Source organism: Thiohalocapsa sp. (assembly GCF_022340605.1).
In the GTDB taxonomy this organism is placed as follows: domain Bacteria; phylum Pseudomonadota; class Gammaproteobacteria; order Chromatiales; family Chromatiaceae; genus Thiohalocapsa.
Map to the genome: position 1 here is coordinate 91,071 of NZ_JAJDNQ010000027.1, position 21,548 is coordinate 112,618.

Below are 21,548 nucleotides of genomic sequence, written 5' to 3' on the forward strand. Positions count from 1 at the left end.
GACATGGCGTCCCGCGCGCCACAGGAACTGTGGGAGCGGCGTCCGCGCCGCGACGAGACGCGGCCGGACCCGGCACCCTGCCCAAGACAGCCGCGCGGCAGCGGCTGTCCGCGCTGCATTCGCTGCGGCTTCCAAATGGGCCGCCCGGGGGCGGCGCGCGCGGGGCGCATGGTAACATCGCGGGTTCATACGTCAGCGTCGCGAGACCCGCGCTGAGTCCGGCCCCGAATCCTGCTGAACGATACGCCAACGGAACCCCCATGCCCATCGGTCCGATCCCGCCCTCCTCGCTGCCCGAGCCACTGCTGCGCATCGTCGAGGCGCGCCACCACGACGCCTTCGAGGTGCTTGGCCGGCATGACCTCACCGCCGACACGGCTACTGTGCGGGCCTTTCTGCCCCAGGCCGAGCGCGCCCGCATCAACGAGGCCGGCATCGACCTGGAGCGCATTCCGGGCACGGACCTGTTCATCTGGGAGGGCCCGGCCGAGCAGCTGCGCGGCCAGGAGCACTACCGCATCACCTGGTACGACCGCCAGGGCCGCGTCAGCAGCCGGTGCGACCCGTACACCTTCGGCCCGCAGCTCGGCGATTTCGACCTGCACCTGTTCGGCGAGGGCCGGCACTGGCACGCCTACCGCTTCCTCGGCGCCCACCAGCGCACCGTGGACGGCATCCAGGGTTTTCAGTTCGCGGTCTGGGCGCCGGGAGCGCAGCGGGCGAGCGTCATCGGCGAATTCAACAACTGGGACGGGCGCGTGCACCCGATGCGGGTACGCGGCGGTTCCGGCGTCTGGGAGCTGTTCATCCCGGACCTTACGCCGGGCGCTCTGTACAAGTTCGAGCTGCGCGACGGCGGCGGCAACCTCCACGTCAAGATCGACCCCTACGCCAACGCCTTCCAGAAGCGCCCGGACAACGCCAGCATCCTCACCGCCCCCAGCCGCTACGCCTGGAGCGACGACGGCTGGCTCGGCCGCCGCGCCGAGCGGGACTGGCAGCACAGCCCGATGTCCATTTACGAGGTGCACCTGGGCTCCTGGCAGCGCGATGAGGACGGTGAGTTCCTGAACTACCGCGAGTTGGCCGAGCGCCTGGCGGAGTACTGCACCGAGATGGGCTTCACGCACATCGAGCTCCTGCCCGTCACCGAGCACCCGCTGGACGCCTCCTGGGGCTACCAGGCAACGGGCTACTTCGCCCCCACCGCCCGCTTCGGCACACCCGACGACTTCCGCGCCTTCGTCGATCACCTGCACAAGCGCAACATCGGCGTGCTGCTGGACTGGGTGCCGGCGCACTTCCCGCGCGACACCACCGCGCTCGCCCGCTTCGACGGCACGGCGCTCTACGAGCACGCCGACCCGCGCCAGGGCGAGCACAAGGACTGGGGCACGCTGATCTTCAACTACGGCCGGCACGAGGTGAAGAACTTCCTGCTGTCCAGCGCCCTGTACTGGCTCTCGGAGTACCACATCGACGGCCTGCGCGTGGATGCGGTGGCGTCCATGCTCTACCTGGACTACTCCCGCGAAGACGGCGAGTGGATTCCCAACAAGTATGGCGGCAACGAGAACCTGGACGCGGTGGACTTCCTGCGCCAGCTCAACACCGTCACCCACGAGCAGCACCCGGGCTCGCTGATGGTGGCGGAGGAGTCCACCGCCTGGCCGCAGGTGTCGCGGCCCACTTACCTCGGCGGCCTGGGCTTCAGCATGAAGTGGAACATGGGCTGGATGCACGACACCCTGGCGTACATGGAAAAGGACCCGATCTACCGCCACTACCACCACGACTTGCTGACCTTCGGCCTGCTCTACGCCTTCACCGAGAACTTCGTGCTGCCGTTCAGCCACGACGAGGTCGTCCACGGCAAGCGCTCCATGCTGGACAAGATGCCCGGCGACGCCTGGCAGAAGTTCGCCTCGCTGCGGCTGCTCTACACCTTCATGTTCACCTACCCGGGCAAGAAGCTCCTGTTTCAGGGCTGCGAGTTCGGCCAGGGGCAGGAATGGAACTTCGACGCCGCGGTGGACTGGTACCTGCTGGAGCGCCCGCAGCACCAGGGCGTCCGGCAGATCGTCGCGGATCTGAACCGGCTCTACCGCAAATGGCCGGCCTTGTACGAGGTGGATTTCGACAGTTCGGGCTTCGAGTGGATCGACTGCCACGACTCCAGTCAGTCGGTGCTGAGCTATCTGCGCAAGTCGAAGGACGGCAAGCAGATCGTCGCCTGCGCGTTCAACTTCACGCCGGTGCCGCGCGAGAACTACCGCATCGGCGTACCCCTGCCCGGCTACTACCGCGAGGCCATGAACTCCGACGCGGAAATGTACGGCGGCAGCAACGTCGGCAACCGCGGCGGCGTCCACGCCGAGCCCATCAGTTGGATGGGACGCCCCCACTCCATTCCCATGGCGCTGCCGCCACTGGCGGGCGTGGTGATGGTACATGAGCCGGATGTGCCCGCCCCGGAGGCGACCGCCAGCAGCACCGATGCCACCACCACCGATGCCGGCACGGTCCAGGGCGACGGCACCGTCCCGGCCGCAGCCTCGCCGGCGATCTCAGAAAGCGCCGATGCCGACGACGGCGGCACCGGCAGCGGCACGTCCGGCTGAGCGCCTGGCCGCCGGCGTCCGCCAGCGAGCATGCCCGGGCCGCAATGACGCTGTCGTCAGCGTTACGGCCGGAAGGCCAGAAGCCAGACCAGGGACGGCTGATCCGCACGCCGTGGCGCGGTGCGGCACTGGTACCTGCAATCCTTGGGCTCGGCCTGCTGCTGTCATTAAGCGCCGCCGCCCAGCAGACACCGGTAACCGCCGCAACTGCGGTACCCGCCGAGACCGACGCGGCTACCGCAGACCGCATCCCGGAATCGCCCGAGCCAACCGCGCCGCCCAAGCCCTACGATCAACTCCCCCGCCAAGTGGCCGCGTTGCTGCCGGAGCTGGCCCTGCAGCCGAGCCAGATCAGCGCCTACGTCCGCCGCGTGGACGACCCGCAGCCGCTACTCGCCATCAACCCCGACACCCCGCGCATCCCCGCCTCCACCACCAAGCTCTTCACCGGCATCGCCGCACTGGACCTGCTGGGCTCCGACTACCAGTGGCGCACCGAGGTGCTCATCACCGGCCACGTCGTCGCCGACACCCTTGACGGCAACCTCTACATCAAAGGCTTCGGCGACCCGCTGCTCACCACCGAGGCCTATGCCGCCCTGATCCGCGCCATCCGCGAGAAGGGCATCCGGCACATCGCCGGCGACGTCGTCTTCGACAACAGCGAGCTGGTGCCGCCGACGGCCAAGCGCGGTGACTTCGACGGCGCCGCCCACAAGAGCTACAACGCGCTGCCGGCGGCGCTCAGCCTGAATCGGCAGGTCACCTACGTGCACCTGTACAACGACCGCGAGCGCGGCGGCGTCGGCGTCTACACCGACCCGCCGCTTAGCCACGTCGAGATCGTCAACCACGCCAAGGTCGTCCAGGCGCCATGCCGAGGTCGCTACCACCGCCTCAGCGTCGCCATCAGCGAGCCGCAGCCGCCATCCGCAGCACAACCGGCGCAGACGGCGGCGGGCGCGTCTGGCGGAGCAGGCGCCAACAGTGCCGGCGCCGGTGACATCGGCCCCGCCGAGCCACACCCTCCCGAGCCCGTGCCCATCGAGGAGCCGCCCGCCCCCAAACCATCGGCCACCGGGGGCACCGAGCTCGCCCGTCTCACCATCAACGGTACCTTTGCCAGCGAATGCCCGGACGAGACCATCCCGCGCCTCGTGCTCAACCCCGAGCAACACGCCGCCGCCGCCTTCGATGCCATCTGGCGCGGCCTCGGTGGCACCATCGAGGGTCGCATGCTCGCCGCACCGACGCCCGACGACGCCGAGGTCTTTCACATCGCCGAATCACAGCCACTCGAAGAAGTGCTGCGCACCGTCAACAAGTACTCCGACAACCTGATGGCGCGGCTGATCTTCCTGCAGCTCGGCATCCAGCACGCCGGAGCGCCGGGCAGCAAGGAAAAGTCCCGCGACGCCATGTTTCAATGGCTCGCCGAGCGCGGCTTCAGCTTCCCTGAGTTGGTCATCGACAACGGCGCCGGTCTCTCCCGCGACACCCGCATCGCCGCTGCCAGCATGGGCGAGCTGCTCACCTGGGCCTATCACCAGCCCTGGATGCCGGAGCTGATGGCTTCGCTCTCCATCATGGGCGTCGACGGCACCCTGGCCAAGCGCATGCGCAACGAGCCCATCGCAGGCCGCGCCCACATGAAGACCGGCACCGTCCGCGACGCGAGCTCCATCGCCGGCTACGTCCTCGACCCCGACGGCCAGCGCTGGGTCGTCGTCGTGCTGGTCAACGCCCTACCCGGCCAGACCCTCCAGGCGTGGCGCGGGCACGCTGTGCAGCATGCGTTGTTGCGGTGGGTGTTCGATGGGGCGGTGTTGCCGGAGTGACGCTGACACAGTCGCCCGGCACATCGGCTGGTGGGGCATCGCCGAGGGGACGCCCGCGCCACGGTCCGGCGGGCGCGCTACACTGCGGGCCTCGCCGCCGCACGCCGACCCGCCGCCATGCCCCGCAAGCGCCTGCCCATCGGCATCCAGACCTTCCGCGAGATCCGCGAGGAGAACTGCTATTACGTCGACAAGACCGGCTTCGCGCTGCGCCTGACCGAAGAGGGCAAGTACTACTTCCTGTCGCGCCCACGGCGCTTCGGCAAGTCGCTGTTTCTCGATACGCTGGCCGAGCTGTTCAGCGGCAGCGAGGAGCTGTTCCGGGGCCTGGAGGCTCACGGCCGCTGGGACTGGAGCCGGCGCTTTCCGGTGATCCGGCTCAGCTTCGGCGGCGGCGTCCTGCAGAGCCGAGCCGAGCTGGACCGGCGCATCCTCGCGTTGCTGCGCAACAACGCCGAGCGCCTGAGGCTCTCCTGCCGCGACCCGGACGACCCGGTGGGCTGCTTCGCCGAGTTGATCGCCAGCGCCCATGCCGCGCACGGCGAGCGCGTCGTCGTGCTGGTGGACGAGTACGACAAGCCCATCCTCGACAACCTGACCCGCCCGGACATCGCCCGCGCGAACCGCGACGGGCTGCGCAACCTCTACTCCGTCATCAAGGACAACGATGCCCACGTCCGCTTCGCCTACCTGACCGGGGTGTCGAAGTTCAGCAAGGTGAGCCTGTTCTCGGGGCTGAACAACCTGCGCGACATCACCGTCTCGGCGGAGTATTCGGCCCTCTGCGGCTATACCGAGGCCGACCTCGATAACACATTCGCACCGGAGCTGACGGGGCTCGACCGTGACCAGATCCGCACCTGGTACAACGGCTACAACTGGACCGGCGAGGCGGTCTACAACCCCTTCGGGGTGCTACTGCTGCTGAAAGAGCGCAAATTCCGCCCCTGGTGGTTCGAGACGGCGACGCCGACTTTCCTGATCGACGTCCTCACCGAGCGCGAAACCTGGCTGCCACAGCTCGGCCAATTGCAGGCCGACAGCGCCCTGCTCTCCGCCTTCGACGTCGGCCAAATCAGCACCGAGGCGCTGCTGTGGCAGACCGGCTATCTGACCATCGGGCGCGAGGAAGAGGTCTTCGGCGAATATCGCTGCATGACGGATTGATCGCCTCTCACCGAAACGCGTTGAACATGTAGTTCATTGGATTTGAGAACGAACTGACGCCCCGGTTCATGTCGTAGCCCATGTAGTTCATCGTCGGCCCCATGCTGGCGACCGAGGGCGTCATGATGCTCATTGACTTTCGCATTTCGGCCATGTCGGCGCTCATGGACAGGTACATGCAGAACATGTGCGCATCCATCTCGCGCATGTCGCGTCGCATCGAGGCCATGTAGCTCTCGTTGGCAATGACCGAGGGTCTTGCGTCGTCGACCTTGAACTGCGGCGGCCCACCGTCGGCGGCAACCGACTGCAGGAACGCCTCGCACGTGGCGTCGACGGCGGCCATCTCGTGGGGCGTCGCCTTGAGCTTGCCGGCGCCGGAATCCGGTCCGCCGCCTCTGTGCTCCACCGCCGGATCGGCCTCGCCTGCCACGATCTGCTCCGGCGTGCCGCCCATGTTGACCATGGCGATCCGCATCTGCTTCATGTCGCCGGACATGGCGGTCATGGCGGTCATGGATTCATTCATGCTCGCCATGTAGTCACGCATGCCCGCCATATAGCCCATCATCATCCACATCGCATAGCCCATTGCGACGAACACCCCGCCGCCGATGAGGATAGCCAGTCCGAGCAGCGACTGCTTCAGCGCCTGTGAGGATGTGGACATGGTGGCTCAGCTCCGGTCGGGATGGCGGTCGCGGCCAATCGGCCGCACTCCGGCGCCGCCAGGCTCACGCTCCGAGGGAAACGCCGAACAGCTTCGCGTATCCCAAACAGGCCGGGATTGTACGGATTGCAGCGCTTCGACAACAGCCTGGCGCCCTCTCCCCAGCGCAAAAAGGCAGCGAAATGTGGGCGCGGGCGCACGCGGCCAGGCTCCCGCGCTCCACAGAGCGAACGAGACTCCGTCCGAACTCCGTCGGTCGGGCTGCGGAACGAAGCCCGACATGACACGCGTCGTTGGCGCTGGCTTGTCGGGCCTCCTGGGTGGGCGCCACCCGCTGGCGCGCTTTGGATGGCGGCTAGCGCGAATACTGGCCCGGTTCTCTGGGGGCGCCGAGTTGCACTCGGCCCGGCCGCCGCCAGGCGGCCTGCCGCGGCGCGCGCGCTGCTCGGGTCAGCATCAAGCGCACGTGCACGCGAAACGCGCCGAGTTGCACTCGGCGGCCCCGGGGTGCCGAGTGGAACTCGGCGGCCCCGGGAGGCGCTGGCGGGAATGGTTTATGATCCTTGTGGTCTTGGGCCAAGAGCGGGAGCGCGCTGACCTCACTCCATGAACCTCCGGGACATTAAGTACATCCTCGCCGTGGCGGAGACGCGGCACTTCGGCAAGGCGGCGGAGCGGTGCTTCGTGAGCCAGCCGACGTTGTCGGGGCAGATCAAGAAGCTGGAGGACCAGCTCGGGGTGGTGATCTTCGAGCGCACCAACCGCTCGGTGGAGGTGACGCCCATCGGCGAGAAGATCCTGAGTCATGCGCGACTGTTGATGGAGCAGGCAGACGCCATCGAGCAAGTGGCACGCGCGCACCAGGACCCGCTGGCCGGCCCGCTGCGCGTCGGCGCCATCCCGACGCTGAGCCCGTACCTGATGCCCCTGGTACTGGTGCCGCTGAAGCGCCGTTGTCCGCAGTTGAAGCTGGTGCTGTTCGAGGAGACGACGGACTCGCTGCTGCGCCGGCTGGACCAGCACGAGCTGGATGCGGCGCTGCTGGCGACGCCCATCTCGAACCCGGACCTCACCAGCATCCCGCTGTTCGACGAGCCGTTCTGGCTGGCGCACCCGCGCAACCATCCGCTCTACGACAAGGACGACATCACGCAGGAAGATCTCGAGTCCATCGACCTGCTGCTGCTCTCCGAGGGCCACTGCCTGAGTCACCAGGTGATGGAGGTCTGCAAGCTGGCAGATCGCCCGCGCACCGGCGAAATGGCGGACCTGCGCGCGGCGAGTCTGGAGACGCTGTTGCAGCTCGTCGGTGCCGGCTTCGGCTGCACCCTGGTGCCGGCGCTGGCCATCCGCGGCGGCTGGATGACGGACAGCGGCATCATCGCGCGCCCGTTGGAGCTGCCGGACGCCAAGCGGCGCATCTCGCTGGTGTTCCGCCGCAGCTTCCCGCGCCGCGCGGCGCTGGAAACCTTCGCGGAGGTCACGCTCTTGCAACTGCCCAACACGGTGAAGGCGGTCAAGGCGTGACCGCGGCGGCATCGGCAACCTACGCCTTCTTCGCCAGCGCCGCCCGCAACCTGGAGACCCTGCTGGCCGAGGAGTTGCGCGGACTCGGCCTGGCGGATGCCAAGGAGACCCGCGCCGGCGTGCGCTTCTCGGGCAGCCTGGCGGACGCCTACCGGGCGCTGATCTGGTCGCGGGTGGCGAGCCGCGTGCTGCTGCCCCTGGCGGAGTTCGACGCTCCGGACGCCGATACGCTGTATGCCTGCGTGCGGGACATCGACTGGGCCGCGCACCTGGCGCCCGGCCGCACGCTGGCGGTGCACCTGGACGCGGTGCGCTCCGGCATCGGCCATGGCCATTACGGCGCCCTCAAGGTCAAGGACGCCATCGTGGATCAGTTCCGCGAGCTCGGCCTGGAGCGGCCCGATGTGGACACCCGCCGGCCGGACTTGGGCCTGCGTTGCCAGCTCTTCCGCGACCACGCGACCCTGTCGCTGGACCTCTCCGGCGACCCGCTGCACCGCCGCGGCTGGCGCGTGCAGGAGGTCGCGGCACCGCTGAAGGAAAACCTGGCCGCGGCCGTCCTGCTGCGCGCCGGCTGGTCGGAGATCGCGGCCGCCGGCGGCGCCCTGCTGGACCCCATGTGCGGCGGCGGCAGCCTGCCCATCGAGGCCGCACTGATGGCGGCCGACATCGCCCCCGGCCTGCTGCGCACCGAGCTCGACGTGCACTGGGGCTGCACCGGCTGGCTCGGCCACGACGCGCCGGCCTGGGACGCGCTGCTGGCCGAGGCCCGGGACCGCCGCGCCGCCGGCCTTGCACGCCTGGCCAAGCGAGGGCTCCACATCCGCGGCTCTGACCATGACCCGCGCGTGGCGCATGCGGCCCAAGCCAATGCGAAGCACGCCGGCCTCGCCGGCCACGTGCACTTCGAGCGCCGCGAGCTGGCCGACTGCACCCCCGTGGCCGGCGAGACCCACGGCCTCGTGGTCACCAATCCGCCCTACGGCGAGCGGCTTGGCGCGAACGAGGGCGATACATCCGAGCTCCCCGCGCTCTACGCCACCCTGGGCGCGGTGCTGCGCGGGCGCTTCGACGGCTGGCGGGCCGCCGTGCTCACCGGCAATCCGGAGCTGGGCAAGGTCATGGGCCTGCGTGCCAAGCGCTTCCACACCCTCTACAACGGCCCCATCGAGTGCCGGCTGCTGCACTTCGAGATTTCCCCGGAGGCGCACGTCTCGGACCGCCCGCGTCCGCTGCCGCCTGCGGAGCGAGGCCCCGGCGCCGAGATGCTCGCCAACCGCCTGCGCAAGAACCAGAAGGCGCTCGCCAAGTGGCTGCGCGCCGAGGGCATCACCTGCTACCGGCTCTATGACGCGGACCTGCCGGAATATGCGCTAGCGGTGGACGTCTACGGCTCAGCGGACTCGCAAACGCCGGAGCGGCGCTTCGTGCACGCGCAGGAGTATGCCGCACCGGCCGACGTGGACCCGAAGGCCGCGCGCCGGCGCCTGCGCGAGGCCATCGGCGTCATCGGCGAGGTACTGGCGGTGCCGGAGCAGGACATGTTCTTCAAGGTGCGCCAGCGCCAGCGTGGGGCGGCGCAGTACGAGCGGCTGGGCCAGACCGGGCGCTTCCACGCCGTGGCCGAGGACGGTCTCAGGCTGCTGGTGAACTTCGAGGATTACCTGGACACTGGGCTGTTCCTGGACCACCGCGACACGCGCCGGCTGGTGCGCGAGCTGGCTCACGGCAGGCACGTGCTGAACCTCTTCTGCTACACCGGCAGCGCCAGCGTGCACGCTGCTGCCGGCGGCGCACGCTCCACCACCAGCGTGGACATGTCGCGCACCTATCTCGACTGGGCGCAGCGCAACCTCGCGCTCAACGGCGCAAGCGGGCGCGATCACCAACTCATCCAGGCGGACTGCCTGGACTGGCTCGCCAACGCCCGCGCCTACCGCGGGCGCTTCGGGCTCATCTTCCTGGACCCGCCCACCTTCTCCAGTTCCAAGCGCATGCGCGGCACTTTCGATGTGCAGCGCGATCACGTCGCGCTGATCCAGGGTGCACTCGACCTGCTCGCGCCCGACGGCGAGTTGATCTTCTCCACCAACCGGCGGCGCTTCCGGCTGGACGCCGAAGCGTTGGACCCGGCCGGCGCGCTGGAGATCAGCGATATCAGTTTGGCCACCATCCCCCGGGACTTCGCGCGCAATCCGCACATCCACCAGTGCTGGCGGCTGCGGCGGCGAGCTTGATCGGCTCAAGCCGCGAGCGGCTTGCCCTGAACAGGCGCCAGGAACACCGTGCCCTTCCCGAAGCGGTTAATGAGTTGATGCCGAACCGCCCGCGGGGCACCAACGAAAAGCCGCACGTAGGTATACCCGAGATCGCTCCGCTCGATCGATGCGATCCAGAATGCAGTCTTACTCTCGAAGTCCATGGTTACCTCCGTTGCATTTGCCGGGTAGACAGGCCTGCGCGCGACGACTTCTGATTGATGCATGGCCGAATAATCAGTGTTGTTTTAGCACAACGAAGAGCCCGATGGCAGGCACGCCATCGGGCAATTGGCCCCTCCCGCTGGCCTGACACCATTTATTTTGCTTCGCAGATTTCCCTAGCGGCGTTACAGAGTCATCAATTGCCGCACATCGCTTGAGCGATGCCTTGCCGAGACGGCCAATGTCACCGCTTGCACGATGCGCAGCACGAGCTTGCGATCGAGCTTGCCCCCCGACATCCGACCACTATCGCGACGCCGAAGCGGCGATGCGCTGCGGGCGCGCCGTCTCTGTCCCCCCGACAGAGCCGGCGCGCTCCCATCGCGCTGACCTCGCGGACGATCCACCGGCCTGAGATTCATGCCGAGCGCCCCGGCAATTGCCGGACGCACCGCCACCGCCGTCACATGGTCGTTCACGTCCATTGCAAAGCTCATCAGTCGTCGGCTTGTCCGTCTTGCGTCATGCACCGCCGGTTCGTCGAGTCCTTCATACCTCCGTGTGCCCTTAAGGGTGGCGCAGGACGCCGGGTACGCCTATGGACGGCAGGCGTATCACCAGGTAAGTCTCGCGCAAAGGAATTAATCGGGGAGCCCCTCAAAGAGACTCCGAGCAATCGCCCATTTGCCGCGCCGTCGCGTCGCGAGTGCACTGGCGCGGAAATGCCGAGACCGTTCGCAGTGCCGACCACAATCCCGATCAGTGTCGCCCTGGAGTGTCGCCCTGGAGGGCGACACTCCCAGGGGCGGTCGGCAGGGGGCGTTTCGGCTAGCTCCTGCGCGCGCAGGGATCGCCGGGCTGGGTCGGCTGGACGGAACCGGCTAGGCGAAACGAGCTGGACCGGCCGCCGATGGTCGAGTCGTGGAGCGAGGTGCCGGTGCGCGTGAAACGGACACACAAAGAAAAACGGCGGCCCGAGGGCCGCCGTTTCGAGGACTTGGAGCGGGAAACGAGACTCGAACTCGCGACCCCAACCTTGGCAAGGTTGTGCTCTACCAACTGAGCTATTCCCGCCTCAGAGCGCGCTATTGTAGCGCGAATCGTCTGCCTGTCAACTGTTGTTGCGGTTTGCTTACGGTGACCTGCCGAGCGCACGCGCCCCGCACGCACGGGACGGCTCAGCGTTCCTCAGGCCTGCTGCCTTGCACGTCCCCCTGCCCTTCGCGAGGGGCTGGCACGCTGCCCGTGAGGCTGGGCCAAGCCGCCCGCAGGTAGAGCACCATTGACCAGAGCGTCAGCAGAGCCGCCAGATAGAGCAACACCAGGCCGAGATCGACGACGGGAAGGCCGAGCACAGGGCCGCCGATGATCAACATCACGATGGCGATCATCTGCGCCGTGGTCTTGAGCTTGCCCGCCATGCTGACAGCTACCTTGGCGCGGGCGCCGATCTCCGCCATCCACTCCCGCAGCGCGGAGACCGTGATCTCGCGGCCGATGATCACTGCCGCCGGCAGCGCCAGCAACACGCGCGGATCGCCCTGCACCAACAGCACCAGCGCGACCGCTACCATCAGCTTGTCCGCCACCGGGTCTAGGAAGGCCCCAAGCGGCGAGGTCTGCCCCCAGCGCCGCGCCAACCAGCCGTCGAGCCAGTCCGTGATCCCGGCGAGCGTGAACACCAGCGCGCACACCGGCCGCGCCCAAGGCACCGGCAGGTAGAAGATCACCACGAACACCGGGATCAGCGCGATGCGCAGCAGGGTCAGGGCGTTCGGGATGTTCCAAATCAAGGCGAGGTTTCTCCGGCGGAGTTGTGTACGGCATACTGCCGGCGATGCGGGCGGCGGGCCATGACATTGTACCGGGGAGGTGCAGAGTGCGGAGTGCGCAGTGCGTGGTGGCGGGTCGTAACGGCTCAGCTCCGGCCCCGCAGGAACCTGTCGACACCGGAAGCGGAGCTTCCGCACTGGCGTCGCGAAGCTGGAGCTTCGCGACGAGGGAAATCTGTTGAATATGCAGTGCGTGGCGCGTTGAGACTGCAAAAGCACTCAGTGTAGCAGCCCTTGTGGGAGCGGCACTCTCGGTGCCGCGACCGGCGGCAGAGCAGCACACCACGCCCCGAGCAACCGCCAAGCGGCAGGCAACCTCTCAGCCGTCGTCGCGCCACAAAAGGCAGTGGCGCTCCCACGCCGGCGCGCCCGGAGCAGCGGTTATGGGAGGTCGGGTTAGCGCAGCGTAGCCCGACGCTGGGCGTCGGTAAGCCGTTGATTGTCGTGTTGCGCTATCGCCAACCCGACCTACGATCCGCTCGTTTTCGGAGTTGCGAGCAATACTTTCACGGTCTCGTTGCCCCGCGCACTCCGTACTACGTACTACGTACTCTCCGACCGCACCGCATCATGAATCCGCTGCGCGAGCTCCGCGCTGATGCCATCCACCCGCGCAATGTCGTCGGGAGCGGCACGGGTGAGGCCGCGCAGGCCGCCGAAGGCCTTCAGCAGGCTCTGCCGGCGCTTGGGGCCAACGCCGGGGATGCCCTCCAGCACCGAGGTGCGGCGCGCCTTGTCGCGGCGCTGGCGGTGGCCGGTGATGGCGAAGCGGTGCGCCTCGTCGCGGATCTGCTGCACCAGATGCAGCGCCGGTGAGTCGGCGCCAAGAATGATGGCCGTTGGCCGCTGCGGCAGCCAGAGCTGCTCAGCGCCGGCCTTGCGGTCGGGCCCCTTGGCGACGCCCACCAGTTGCAGGCCGGTGACGCCGAGCTCGGCCAGCGACTTGCGCACCGCGCCGAGTTGGCCCTTGCCGCCGTCGATGAAGAGCAGGTCGGGCATGGGCACCTCGCCCTGTTGCACGCGCCGGTAGCGGCGAGTGAGCGCCTGCTCCATGGCGGCGTAGTCGTCGCCGGGAGTGATGCCCTCGATGTTGAAGCGGCGGTAGTCGGACTTGCGCGGTCCCTCGGCGTCGAACACCACGCAGGAGGCCACTGTCAGCTCGCCACGGGTGTGGCTGATGTCGAAGCACTCCATGCGGGCCGGCAGCTCGTCGAGGTCCAGCGCGTCGCGCAGCGCCTCCAGGCGACGGCCGTAGCCGGCGCGACTGCCGAGGCGGGACTTGAGCGCGAGCTCGGCGTTCTCCCGGGCCATGTCGAGCCAGCGGGCGCGGTCGCCGCGCACGCGGTGGCGGATGGCGACGCGCCGACCTGCTTGCTCGCTGAAGGCGGTCTCCAGGAAGTCGCGCTCGTCGGGCTCGGTGCTCACCAGGATCTCCGGCGGGATCTCCTTGTCGGCGTAGAACTGCGCCAGGAAGGCCGCGAGCACCGCCTCCAGCCCCTCGGAGTCCGGCACCTGCGGGAAGAACGCCTTGTTGCCCAGGTTGCGCCCGGCGCGGATGAAAAACACCTGCACGCAGACGGTGCCGCCCGCCTCGGTGGCGGCGACGATGTCGAGGTCGCCGTGATCGCCGGCGACGTACTGGCGCTGCTGGATGCGCCGCAAGGTCGCGATCTGGTCGCGCAGCCGCGCGGCGCGCTCGAACTCCAAGGCCTCGGCGGCCTGTTCCATGCGCTCGGCCAGCTCGGCGATCACCTCGTCGGTGCGCCCCTCCAGGAACTTGATGCTGTGGGCCACGTCCAGGGCGTAGTCCTTGGGCGAGATGAAGCCGACACAGGGCGCGGTGCAGCGCTTGATCTGGTATTGCAGGCAGGGCCGGGTGCGGGTGCTGTAGAAAGTGTCCTCGCACTGGCGCACCGGGAACAGCTTCTGCAACAGTTGCAGGGTCTCGCGGGTGGCCCAGGCGCTCGGATAGGGGCCGAAGTACTTGTCCGCCTTGCTTCGCCGCGGTCCGCGGTAGAAGTACAGCGCCGGGAAGTTGTCACCAGCGGTGAGGCGGATGTAGGGATAGCTCTTGTCGTCGCGCAGCAGCACGTTGAAGCGCGGCTTGTGCGCCTTGATGAGGTTGTTCTCCAGCAGCAGCGCCTCGCCCTCGGTGCGAGTCACCGTCACCTGGATGTCGGCGATCTGGCCCACCATCACCACCAGCCGGCGATTCAGCGCGCGGCCGAAGTAGCTCGCCACCCGGCGCTTGAGGTCCTTCGCCTTGCCCACGTAGAGCACGTTCCCCTCCGCGTCCAGCATCCGATAGACGCCAGGCTTGGGCGGGATCTGTTTGAGGGCGGCGCGGTGGTCGAACGACATAGGGAAGTGCGGGGTGCGAGCGAAGTGCGGGAGGCGGGGTGCGGGGTGCGGGGTGCGGGGTGCGGGGTGCGGCGGCAGTTGGGGCAGTTCCCACGCACTACGCACTACGCACTAAGCACTACGCAACAAAATTCGCGCTACGCAGGAAAATTCAAACTCCGCACTATCGTTCCATACTCAACTCCCGACACCGCCCAACCACAGCGTCGAACATCGCCTCGGTGAGCCGCCCCGTCTGCGTGTTGTAGCGGCTGCAATGGTAAGAGTCCACGAGCGTCATACCGTTCGGCAACGCATGCTCGGCGCCGTGGCCGAAGCGCCAGGCGGCCTGCTTGAGCCCGAGCGCCCGCAGCGCGGCGCCGTGGGCCACCCGGCCCAGGGCCAGCAGCACGGCGCCGTCGGGCAGCCTGGCCAGATCGGCGGCAAGGAAGTCGTTGCAGGTGCGCACCTCGTCGGTGGTGGGCTTGTTCTCGGGCGGCAGGCACTTCACCGCATTGTTGATGCGGCAGCCCCGCAGCACGAGCCCGTCGTCGGCGGCCACGGACTGAGGCGCTGACCCGAAGCCGTGGCGGTGCAAGGTCGCATAGAGCAGGATGCCGGCGTAGTCACCGGTGAATGGCCGGCCGGTGCGGTTGGCGCCGTGCAGCCCGGGGGCAAGGCCAACGATGAGCAACCGCGCCGCCGGGTCACCGAAGGGCGGCACCGGCCTGGCATAGTAGTCCGGATGCGCGCGGCGCACCGCGTCGAGATGGCTCGCGAGGCGCGGGCAGCGGCGGCAGGCGGGGTCGAAGGTCGCGTCCGGGTACTGGCTCAAGGCGCCGGCTCCGAATGAAAGCCCCGCGCAACGCCGTAGCCGCCGCGCCGGCTCACGTCTCGGTCTCCTTGATGATGCCGTGGCGATAGGCGAGCCGGGTGAGCTCCACGTCGGTGGTGATGCCCAGCTTCTCGAAGATACGCTGGCGATAGGTGCTGACAGTCTTCTGGCTCAGTGACAGGCATTGGGCGATTTCGTGGTTGCGGCGGGCGTCGAGGATCATGAGCGTCACCTGCATCTCGCGCGGCGACAGGTCCGCGAACGGCGTCTCCTTGGTACCCCGCCAACCGGCCACCATGCGCCGCTGCGCGAGCCGCGCGTCGACATAGGGCAAGCCGCGCTCCACCGCGCGAATGGCGTCGAGCAGTTCCTTCGCGGGGCAGCCCTTGGTGAGATAGCCGATGGCGCCCGCGTCGTGCAACTGCGTCGGCAGAGGCTCCTCGCTCAGCGCCGACAGCACGATGATGCGCAAGTTGGGCAGCATCCGCGTGAGTCGGCGGGTCGCCTCGATACCGCCCATGCCGCCCGGCATGTTGATGTCCATCAGCACCACGTCCGGTGATGCGCCTTGCTGCACCAGCGCGATGGCATCCTCGCCGCTCTGCGCCTCGCCCACCACGGCGAGATCGACCGCAGATGCGAAGATGGACCGCAGGCCCTCGCGCACCAGTTGGTGATCGTCGACGATCATGAGCTTGATCATGGATGCCCCCCGACCCGCGGCGACCTCATTCCGGCCGCCTGCCCGGATACGTGTTGTTCTGCGACCGTCAACCCTACCCCCATGAACCGATCAAGCGGAAAGTAGCACCTTGCTGGGTCTGAGCCGGCTTTGCCCCCGCAACCCGACAGCCGCAGCACGAGTGGCGACACGCGACATGGTAACGTCCCGCAAGTATGCTTGGGACCGATGATTACGATCGCGCACCAACCGGATTATCAGGGTGGCGGCATCGTCAACCTGACGGCGACGTTGATCGCGGCCCGCGGCGGCCGCGCCGCGCTGCCGGAACTGAGCGCCCTGCCCGCCCAAGCCCTCGCTGATGTTCCTCACATCGTCCTGCTGGTGCTCGACGGCCTCGGCAGCCGCTGGCTCGCACGGCACGGCGCCGGGTCCGCGCTGGCGGCACACCGTATCGGCGAGCTGACGTCCGTCTTCCCACCCACAACGGCGACCGCCATCACCACCTATCTCACCGGCGATGCGCCACAGCAGCATGGGCTCACCGGCTGGTTCACCTGGCTCCGGGAGTTGGGCTGCGTGATGACCGTGCTGCCCGGGACGCCGCGCTACGGCGGCGTCGGCTACACGAGCGCCGGCGTGGACCTGCCGGCGCTGCTGGGTCACCGCTCCATCTTCGAGCGCCTGGCGACACCCTCGGTGGCCGTCTCGCCCGCCCATATCGCCCGCTCGGACTTCAATCTGGCGCACTTGGGGCCGGCCCAACTTCTGCCCTATAAGGGCCTGAAGCAGATGTTCAGGCGCGCCGCCCGCGCCATCCGCCGCGCCCGCGAGCCGAGCTATTTTTATCTCTACTGGCCAGGCCTGGACGGCATCGGCCACGAGCGGGGCATCGACAGCCCCGAGGCGCTGGCCCACTTCCACGCCATCGATGCGCTCTACGCACGCTTCCTGCGCAACATCGCCGGCACCGACACCGCCGTGCTGGTGAGCGCGGACCACGGCCACCTCGACTGCCGGCCCGAGGACGTCGTGCAGCTCGCCGATCACCCGGTGCTGGCCGACTGCCTCACCCTACCCCTCTGCGGCGAGCCCCGGGCCGCGTTCTGCTATGTGCGCGCGGACCGCGTCGAGCGCTTCACCGCTTACTGCCGGGACGTGCTCGGCGAGCGGTTCGACCTCCATCGCAGCCAAGACCTGCTCGACGCCGGCCTTTTCGGCACCGGCGCCCCACATCCGAGGCTCGCCGAGCGCATCGGCGACTACACCCTGCTGGCCCGCGGCCGGGCCGTCATCCACGACCAGCTACCGACCGAGAAGGGCTTCAGGCAGATCGGCGTGCACGGGGGCCTGAGCCCCGAGGAGCTGTACGTGCCGCTGTCCCTGGCGCGGGTGTGACCGCGACGCCGGATCAAGCACCGGCCCGTAGGTCGGGCTGAGCGATAGTGAAGCCCGACTCCGCGCCAAAGAGGTGGTTGGCGCAGGTCAGCGCCCAGGGGTGGTGAGCTCCGCGGCGGAGTGCGGCTGCCGCAGGCTGAGCGCGCACAGCAGGCCGACCTCCAGCAGTCTGGTGCTTCGCTGCGGCAATTCCGAGACCGGACTCCCTCGTGGTGGTGGTCGTAATCGAATATCCAGACGGTTGAGATCACGATCACGACAACGACAACGACAACGACAACGACAACGACAACGACCTGAGACGGTCTCGGGAGTGGCGCACTGGTGCACTAGTCGCGGCGGCACGGCCTGGCGTGTCGCCGGGTGGCCAATATCACCCCAGCCGAACTCACCGCACCACCGCCAACTGCGGCCGCCCCGCCGCCACCGGCGCTGGTGGCGCGGCGACGACCCGCTCGCGCTCGTAGACCACCTCCACGCCGTCGTCGCCGAGCAGCCCGCGCAGGCGCTTGAGCAGCGCGTCCGCCGGCGTCACCCGCCAGTTCTCGCCGAGGCGCAGCCGCCCCTCGCAGCCGGGACGGCGGTAGTGCAGGCGCAGCGGCGTGCCCTCGCCGCTGTAGGGTTGCAGCAGCTCGTGGAGCCGCTGCACGCGCTCCAGGCCTTTCGCGTGCGCGGCGGGCTCGGCGAGGTCCAGGCGCAGCAGCAGGTGCTCGGCGCGCCCGGCGCGGGCCTGCTCCAGGGTCTGCACGCCGCGGGCGATGAGGCCGACGCCGCCGGTGTAGTCGTCGGCGCGCAGGTTGCCGCTAATGACCAGGATGGCGTCGGGCTGGAGCAGCTCGCGGGCCTGCTCGTAGACATCGTTGAAGCAGGTGACCTCGATACGCCCGGTGCGATCGTCCAGGGTCAGCGAGGCCATGCGCCCGCGCGCGCCCTTGCGCACCTGGATCTGGTGCACCAGGCCGGCGACGGTGCGCTGGTCGCGGTCCCCGCCGCGGAGCTGGGTGACGCCGGGGTCGGCAAGACCATGGCTCGACGCCAGCAGGGGGCCGATGCGCTGGGCCACCAGGACGTTCAGCTCGGCGTCGTAGCGATTCACGGGATGGCCGGTGAGGTAGAGGCCGAGGGTCTCCTTTTCACCCAGCAGGCGCTCGTCCTCGTCCCAGTCCGGCCAGCGCTGGGCGGCGAGCTGCGGGTCCGGCTCGGCGACGGCCGCCGAGTCTTCGGCTTGGTCCGCGAACAGGGCGCCGAACAGGTCCGCCTGGCCCGAGGACTGCTGCTCCTGGTGCTGCTCGGCGAGCTGGATGGCGGCGGGGAGCAAGTTCGTCAGGGTGGCGCGGTTGGGGCCGGCGCCGACCGGGTCCGCCCCGAAGCCGCCGCCTAGCCCATCCAAGGCGCCGGCGCGGATCAGCGCCTCGAACACCCGCTTGTTGACCTTATGCAGGTCCACGCGCCGGCATAGGTCCCAGAGGTCGCGGAAGGCGCCGTCGCGGCGGGCCTCGAGGATGGCCGCAATGGCCGACTCGCCGACGCCCTTGATGGCGCCGAGGCCATAGACGACGGTGCGCTCGCCGTCGATGGTGAAGTGGTACTCGGAGCGGTTCACCTTCGGTGGCTCCACCGCGAGGCCCTGGCTTCGGCATTCGTCGATGAGGGTGACGACCTTGTCGGTGTTGTCCATGTCCGCCGACAGCACCGCGGCCATGAAGGCGGCTGGATAGTGCGCCTTGAGCCACAGGGTCTGGTAGGACACCAGCGCATAGGCGGCCGAGTGGGACTTGTTGAAGCCGTAGCCCGCGAACTTCTCCATCAGGTCGAAGATGTAGGTGGCGGTCTCGGCCTCGACGCCCCGCTCCACCGCGCCCTGTTCGAAGATGGCGCGCTGCTTGTCCATCTCCTCCACCTTCTTCTTGCCCATGGCGCGGCGCAGCAGGTCAGCGCCGCCGAGCGAATAGCCCGCCAGCACCTGGGCGATCTGCATCACCTGCTCCTGGTAGAGGATGACGCCGTAGGTGGGCTTGAGGATGGGCTCGAGCTTGGGGTGCGGGTAGGCGACGTCGGCGCGGCCGTGCTTGCGGTCGCAGAAGTCGTCCACCATGCCGGACTGCAGCGGCCCCGGGCGGAACAGGGCCACCAGCGCGGTCATGTCCTCGAAGGAATCGGGCCCGAGCTTCTTGATGAGCTCCTTCATGCCGCGCGATTCGAGCTGGAACACGGCTGTGGTCTCGCAGCGCTGCAAGAGTGCGAAGGCGTCCGGGTCCTTTGGGTCGATGAGGTTGATGTCGAGCGCTGCCTCACCCTTGGCCTCGCGCTCCCCATTGATGGTGGCGAGCGCCCAATCGATGATGGTGAGCGTGCGCAGCCCCAGAAAGTCGAACTTCACCAGGCCCGCCTGCTCCACGTCGTCCTTGTCGTACTGGGTGACCAGATTCGCGCCGCCCGGCTCGCAGTAGAGCGGCGCGAAGTCCGTCAGCTCGGTGGGTGCGATGACCACGCCGCCCGCGTGCTTGCCGGCGTTGCGGGCGACGCCCTCCAGCTTGCGGGCCATGTCGATGATGGCCGTCACCGCCTCGTCCTCGCGGTAGGCGTTCGCCAGGTCCTCGCTCTCCGTCAGCGCCTTGTCCAGCGTTATGCCGAGCTCGAAGGGCACCATCTTGGCGATCTTGTCGACGAAGCCGTAGGGGTGGCCCAGCACCCGGCCGACGTCGCGCACCACGGCCTTGGCGGCCATGGTGCCGAAGGTGATGATCTGCGAGACCGCCTTGCGGCCGTACTTCTGCGCCACGTACTCGATGACGCGGTCGCGGCCCTCCATGCAGAAGTCCACGTCGAAGTCCGGCATCGACACGCGCTCGGGGTTGAGAAAGCGCTCGAACAGCAGCTCGTGCTCCAGCGGGTCGAGGTCCGTGATCTTGAGCGCGTAGGCCACCAGCGAGCCGGCCCCCGAGCCGCGCCCTGGCCCCACCGGGATGCCGTTGTCCTTGGCCCACTGGATGAAGTCCGCGACGATCAGGAAATAGCCCGGGAAGCCCATTTGGCAAATGACGTCGAGCTCGATCCGGAGGCGCTCGTCATAGGGCTGGCGGCGCTCGGCGAAGTCCGGGGCGGTGCGGTCGAAGGTGCGGTCGAGGCGCCACTCCAGGCCCTTCTGTGCCTCCGCGGCGAAGAGCTCGTCGATGGTCATGCCCGCGGGCACCGGCCAGGCTGGCAGGTAGTTCTTGCCCAGCGTCAACTCCAGGTTGCAGCGCTTGGCGATCTCCACCGAGTTATCCAGCGCCTCCGGCAGGTCCGAGAACAACAGCGCCATCTCCTTCGGCGAGCGCAGGTACTGCTCCGGGGCATGGCGGCGCGGCCGGCGCTTGTCCGCCAGGGTCCAGCCGCCGTGGATGCAGGTGCGCACCTCGTGGGCGTCGAAGTCCTCCGGCTTCAGGAAGGCGACATCGTTGGTGGCCACCACCGGCACGCCCTTGGCGATGGCGAGATCGACGCTGGCCTCGATACACTCCGCCTCGCCCTCGCGGCCGGTGCGGGTCAGCTCCAGGTAGTAGCGGTTGCCGAAGGCACCGAGCCAGGTGTCGAGCCTGGCCTCCGCGTCGGCCCGGTGCCCCCCCACCAGCGCGCGCCCCAGGTCGCCGCCAACGCCGCCCGAGAGCGCGATGAGCCCCTGGCTGGCGTCCAGCACCCAATCGCGCTGCACCTGCGCGATGCCCTGGTACTGGCCCTCCAGGTAGGCGCGGGAGATGAGCCGGGTCAGGTTCTTGTAGCCGGCGGCATCCTGCACCAGCAGCACCAGCCGGTGCGGCTCGGCGGGGTTGTCCGGGTCCTGCACCGCGACCTCGGTGCCGGCGACGGGCTTGATGCCAGCGGCGAGCGCGGCCTTGTAGAAGCGCACCAGGCAGAACAGATTGGTCTTGTCCGTCACGGCGACGGCGGGCATGCCGGCGGCCGCGGCCGCCTTCACCAGCGGCTTGACCCGCACCAGGCCATCGCTCAAAGAGTACTCGGAGTGCAGGTGCAGATGGACGAAGCGGGCTTGCATGGGATGGCTCGGGAGGGCGATGGGCTCGGCTGAAGCTGGACTGCCGGATTCTACGCGTTGCCGTCCGCGACCGTGGCTGGCGCCGACCGCACGTCGGCGCTCGCGCCCGTTGAGTCCATGCGAGGCGAAAATGCAAGCCTCGAAGCCATCACCAAGCGGCCAATTGTCATGTTCCCCTG

General features: G+C 68.5%; 13 protein-coding genes, 1 tRNA gene and 1 pseudogene. 6 read left to right on the plus strand and 9 right to left on the minus strand.

The window, feature by feature from the left end; all coding sequences use genetic code 11:
- Positions 1 to 260: 260 nt before the first annotated feature.
- From glgB to LJE69_RS03945, 3 genes and pseudogenes are all read left to right on the plus strand, one after another.
- Positions 261 to 2,621 carry a 1,4-alpha-glucan branching protein GlgB gene (gene glgB, locus LJE69_RS03935; protein WP_296921703.1) on the plus strand — a complete coding sequence of 787 codons (2,361 nt, stop codon included), beginning with the start codon at positions 261 to 263 and terminating at the stop codon, positions 2,619 to 2,621.
- A gap of 44 nt (positions 2,622 to 2,665) precedes the next feature.
- Positions 2,666 to 4,459 (plus strand): D-alanyl-D-alanine carboxypeptidase/D-alanyl-D-alanine-endopeptidase, encoded by a 1,794-nt coding sequence (gene dacB, locus LJE69_RS03940; RefSeq protein WP_296921705.1) that lies wholly within the window; start codon positions 2,666 to 2,668, stop codon positions 4,457 to 4,459.
- 117 nt (positions 4,460 to 4,576) lie between these two features.
- Positions 4,577 to 5,578, plus strand: a pseudogene (locus tag LJE69_RS03945) (AAA family ATPase); the annotation flags it as partial.
- 55 nt (positions 5,579 to 5,633) lie between these two features.
- On the opposite strand, the gene LJE69_RS03950 reads toward LJE69_RS03945, so the two are convergent.
- Entirely contained in the window at positions 5,634 to 6,296 is a 663-nt protein-coding gene (locus LJE69_RS03950; protein ID WP_296921707.1) for a hypothetical protein, read from the minus strand.
- Between the two features lie 606 nt (positions 6,297 to 6,902).
- Here LJE69_RS03950 and LJE69_RS03955 point away from each other — a divergent pair.
- Both LJE69_RS03955 and rlmKL read left to right on the plus strand, forming a co-directional pair.
- Positions 6,903 to 7,823, plus strand: a complete 921-nt coding sequence (locus LJE69_RS03955) for a hydrogen peroxide-inducible genes activator (protein WP_296921709.1) — start codon at positions 6,903 to 6,905, stop codon at positions 7,821 to 7,823.
- Positions 7,820 to 10,060, plus strand: coding sequence for a bifunctional 23S rRNA (guanine(2069)-N(7))-methyltransferase RlmK/23S rRNA (guanine(2445)-N(2))-methyltransferase RlmL (rlmKL, locus tag LJE69_RS03960; RefSeq protein WP_296921711.1), 2,241 nt, complete (start codon positions 7,820 to 7,822; stop codon positions 10,058 to 10,060). Before LJE69_RS03955 ends, rlmKL begins: the two co-directional genes overlap by 4 nt.
- A gap of 5 nt (positions 10,061 to 10,065) precedes the next feature.
- On the opposite strand, the gene LJE69_RS03965 is transcribed toward rlmKL, so the two are convergent.
- The 7 genes from LJE69_RS03965 to LJE69_RS03995 form a co-directional block, all read right to left on the minus strand.
- Complete coding sequence (locus tag LJE69_RS03965; protein ID WP_296921713.1) at positions 10,066 to 10,245, minus strand: hypothetical protein; 180 nt, start codon at positions 10,243 to 10,245, stop codon at positions 10,066 to 10,068.
- Positions 10,246 to 10,431: 186 nt separating this feature from the next.
- A complete protein-coding gene (locus tag LJE69_RS03970) occupies positions 10,432 to 10,731 on the minus strand; it encodes a hypothetical protein (protein ID WP_296921715.1) in 300 nt (99 codons plus the stop codon).
- A 513-nt stretch (positions 10,732 to 11,244) separates the two neighbouring features.
- Positions 11,245 to 11,320 (minus strand) — tRNA-Gly (locus LJE69_RS03975).
- 104 nt (positions 11,321 to 11,424) lie between these two features.
- Positions 11,425 to 12,036 carry a CDP-diacylglycerol--glycerol-3-phosphate 3-phosphatidyltransferase gene (pgsA, locus tag LJE69_RS03980; RefSeq protein WP_296921741.1) on the minus strand — a complete coding sequence of 204 codons (612 nt, stop codon included), beginning with the start codon at positions 12,034 to 12,036 and terminating at the stop codon, positions 11,425 to 11,427.
- A 585-nt stretch (positions 12,037 to 12,621) separates the two neighbouring features.
- Positions 12,622 to 14,439, minus strand: a complete 1,818-nt coding sequence (uvrC, locus tag LJE69_RS03985; protein ID WP_296921717.1) for an excinuclease ABC subunit UvrC — start codon at positions 14,437 to 14,439, stop codon at positions 12,622 to 12,624.
- Positions 14,440 to 14,602: 163 nt separating this feature from the next.
- On the minus strand, positions 14,603 to 15,253 hold the full coding sequence (locus LJE69_RS03990; protein WP_296921719.1) for a uracil-DNA glycosylase: 651 nt from the start codon (positions 15,251 to 15,253) through the stop codon (positions 14,603 to 14,605).
- Between the two features lie 52 nt (positions 15,254 to 15,305).
- Entirely contained in the window at positions 15,306 to 15,956 is a 651-nt protein-coding gene (locus tag LJE69_RS03995) for a response regulator (protein WP_296921721.1), read from the minus strand.
- 207 nt (positions 15,957 to 16,163) lie between these two features.
- Here LJE69_RS03995 and LJE69_RS04000 point away from each other — a divergent pair, with 207 nt between their 5' ends.
- On the plus strand, positions 16,164 to 17,333 hold the full coding sequence (locus tag LJE69_RS04000; protein WP_296921723.1) for an alkaline phosphatase family protein: 1,170 nt from the start codon (positions 16,164 to 16,166) through the stop codon (positions 17,331 to 17,333).
- A 388-nt stretch (positions 17,334 to 17,721) separates the two neighbouring features.
- Here the strand turns inward: LJE69_RS04000 and dnaE are convergent, their stop codons facing one another.
- Complete coding sequence (gene dnaE, locus LJE69_RS04005) at positions 17,722 to 21,369, minus strand: DNA polymerase III subunit alpha (protein ID WP_296921725.1); 3,648 nt, start codon at positions 21,367 to 21,369, stop codon at positions 17,722 to 17,724.
- Between the last annotated feature and the right edge of the window lie 179 nt (positions 21,370 to 21,548).

Excerpts from the sequence above, each read along its gene's own strand:
- LJE69_RS03995 (WP_296921721.1), bottom strand. The coding sequence starts at position 15,956 with ATGATCAAGCTCATGATCGTCGACGATCACCAACTGGTGCGCGAGGGC.
- dacB (WP_296921705.1), top strand. The coding sequence starts at position 2,666 with ATGACGCTGTCGTCAGCGTTACGGCCGGAAGGCCAGAAGCCAGACCAG.
- uvrC (WP_296921717.1), bottom strand. The coding sequence starts at position 14,439 with ATGTCGTTCGACCACCGCGCCGCCCTCAAACAGATCCCGCCCAAGCCT.
- LJE69_RS03970 (WP_296921715.1), bottom strand. The coding sequence starts at position 10,731 with ATGGACGTGAACGACCATGTGACGGCGGTGGCGGTGCGTCCGGCAATT.
- glgB (WP_296921703.1), top strand. The coding sequence starts at position 261 with ATGCCCATCGGTCCGATCCCGCCCTCCTCGCTGCCCGAGCCACTGCTG.
- LJE69_RS03950 (WP_296921707.1), bottom strand. The coding sequence starts at position 6,296 with ATGTCCACATCCTCACAGGCGCTGAAGCAGTCGCTGCTCGGACTGGCT.
- LJE69_RS03965 (WP_296921713.1), bottom strand. The coding sequence starts at position 10,245 with ATGGACTTCGAGAGTAAGACTGCATTCTGGATCGCATCGATCGAGCGG.
- LJE69_RS04000 (WP_296921723.1), top strand. The coding sequence starts at position 16,164 with ATGATTACGATCGCGCACCAACCGGATTATCAGGGTGGCGGCATCGTC.
- LJE69_RS03955 (WP_296921709.1), top strand. The coding sequence starts at position 6,903 with ATGAACCTCCGGGACATTAAGTACATCCTCGCCGTGGCGGAGACGCGG.
- dnaE (WP_296921725.1), bottom strand. The coding sequence starts at position 21,369 with ATGCAAGCCCGCTTCGTCCATCTGCACCTGCACTCCGAGTACTCTTTG.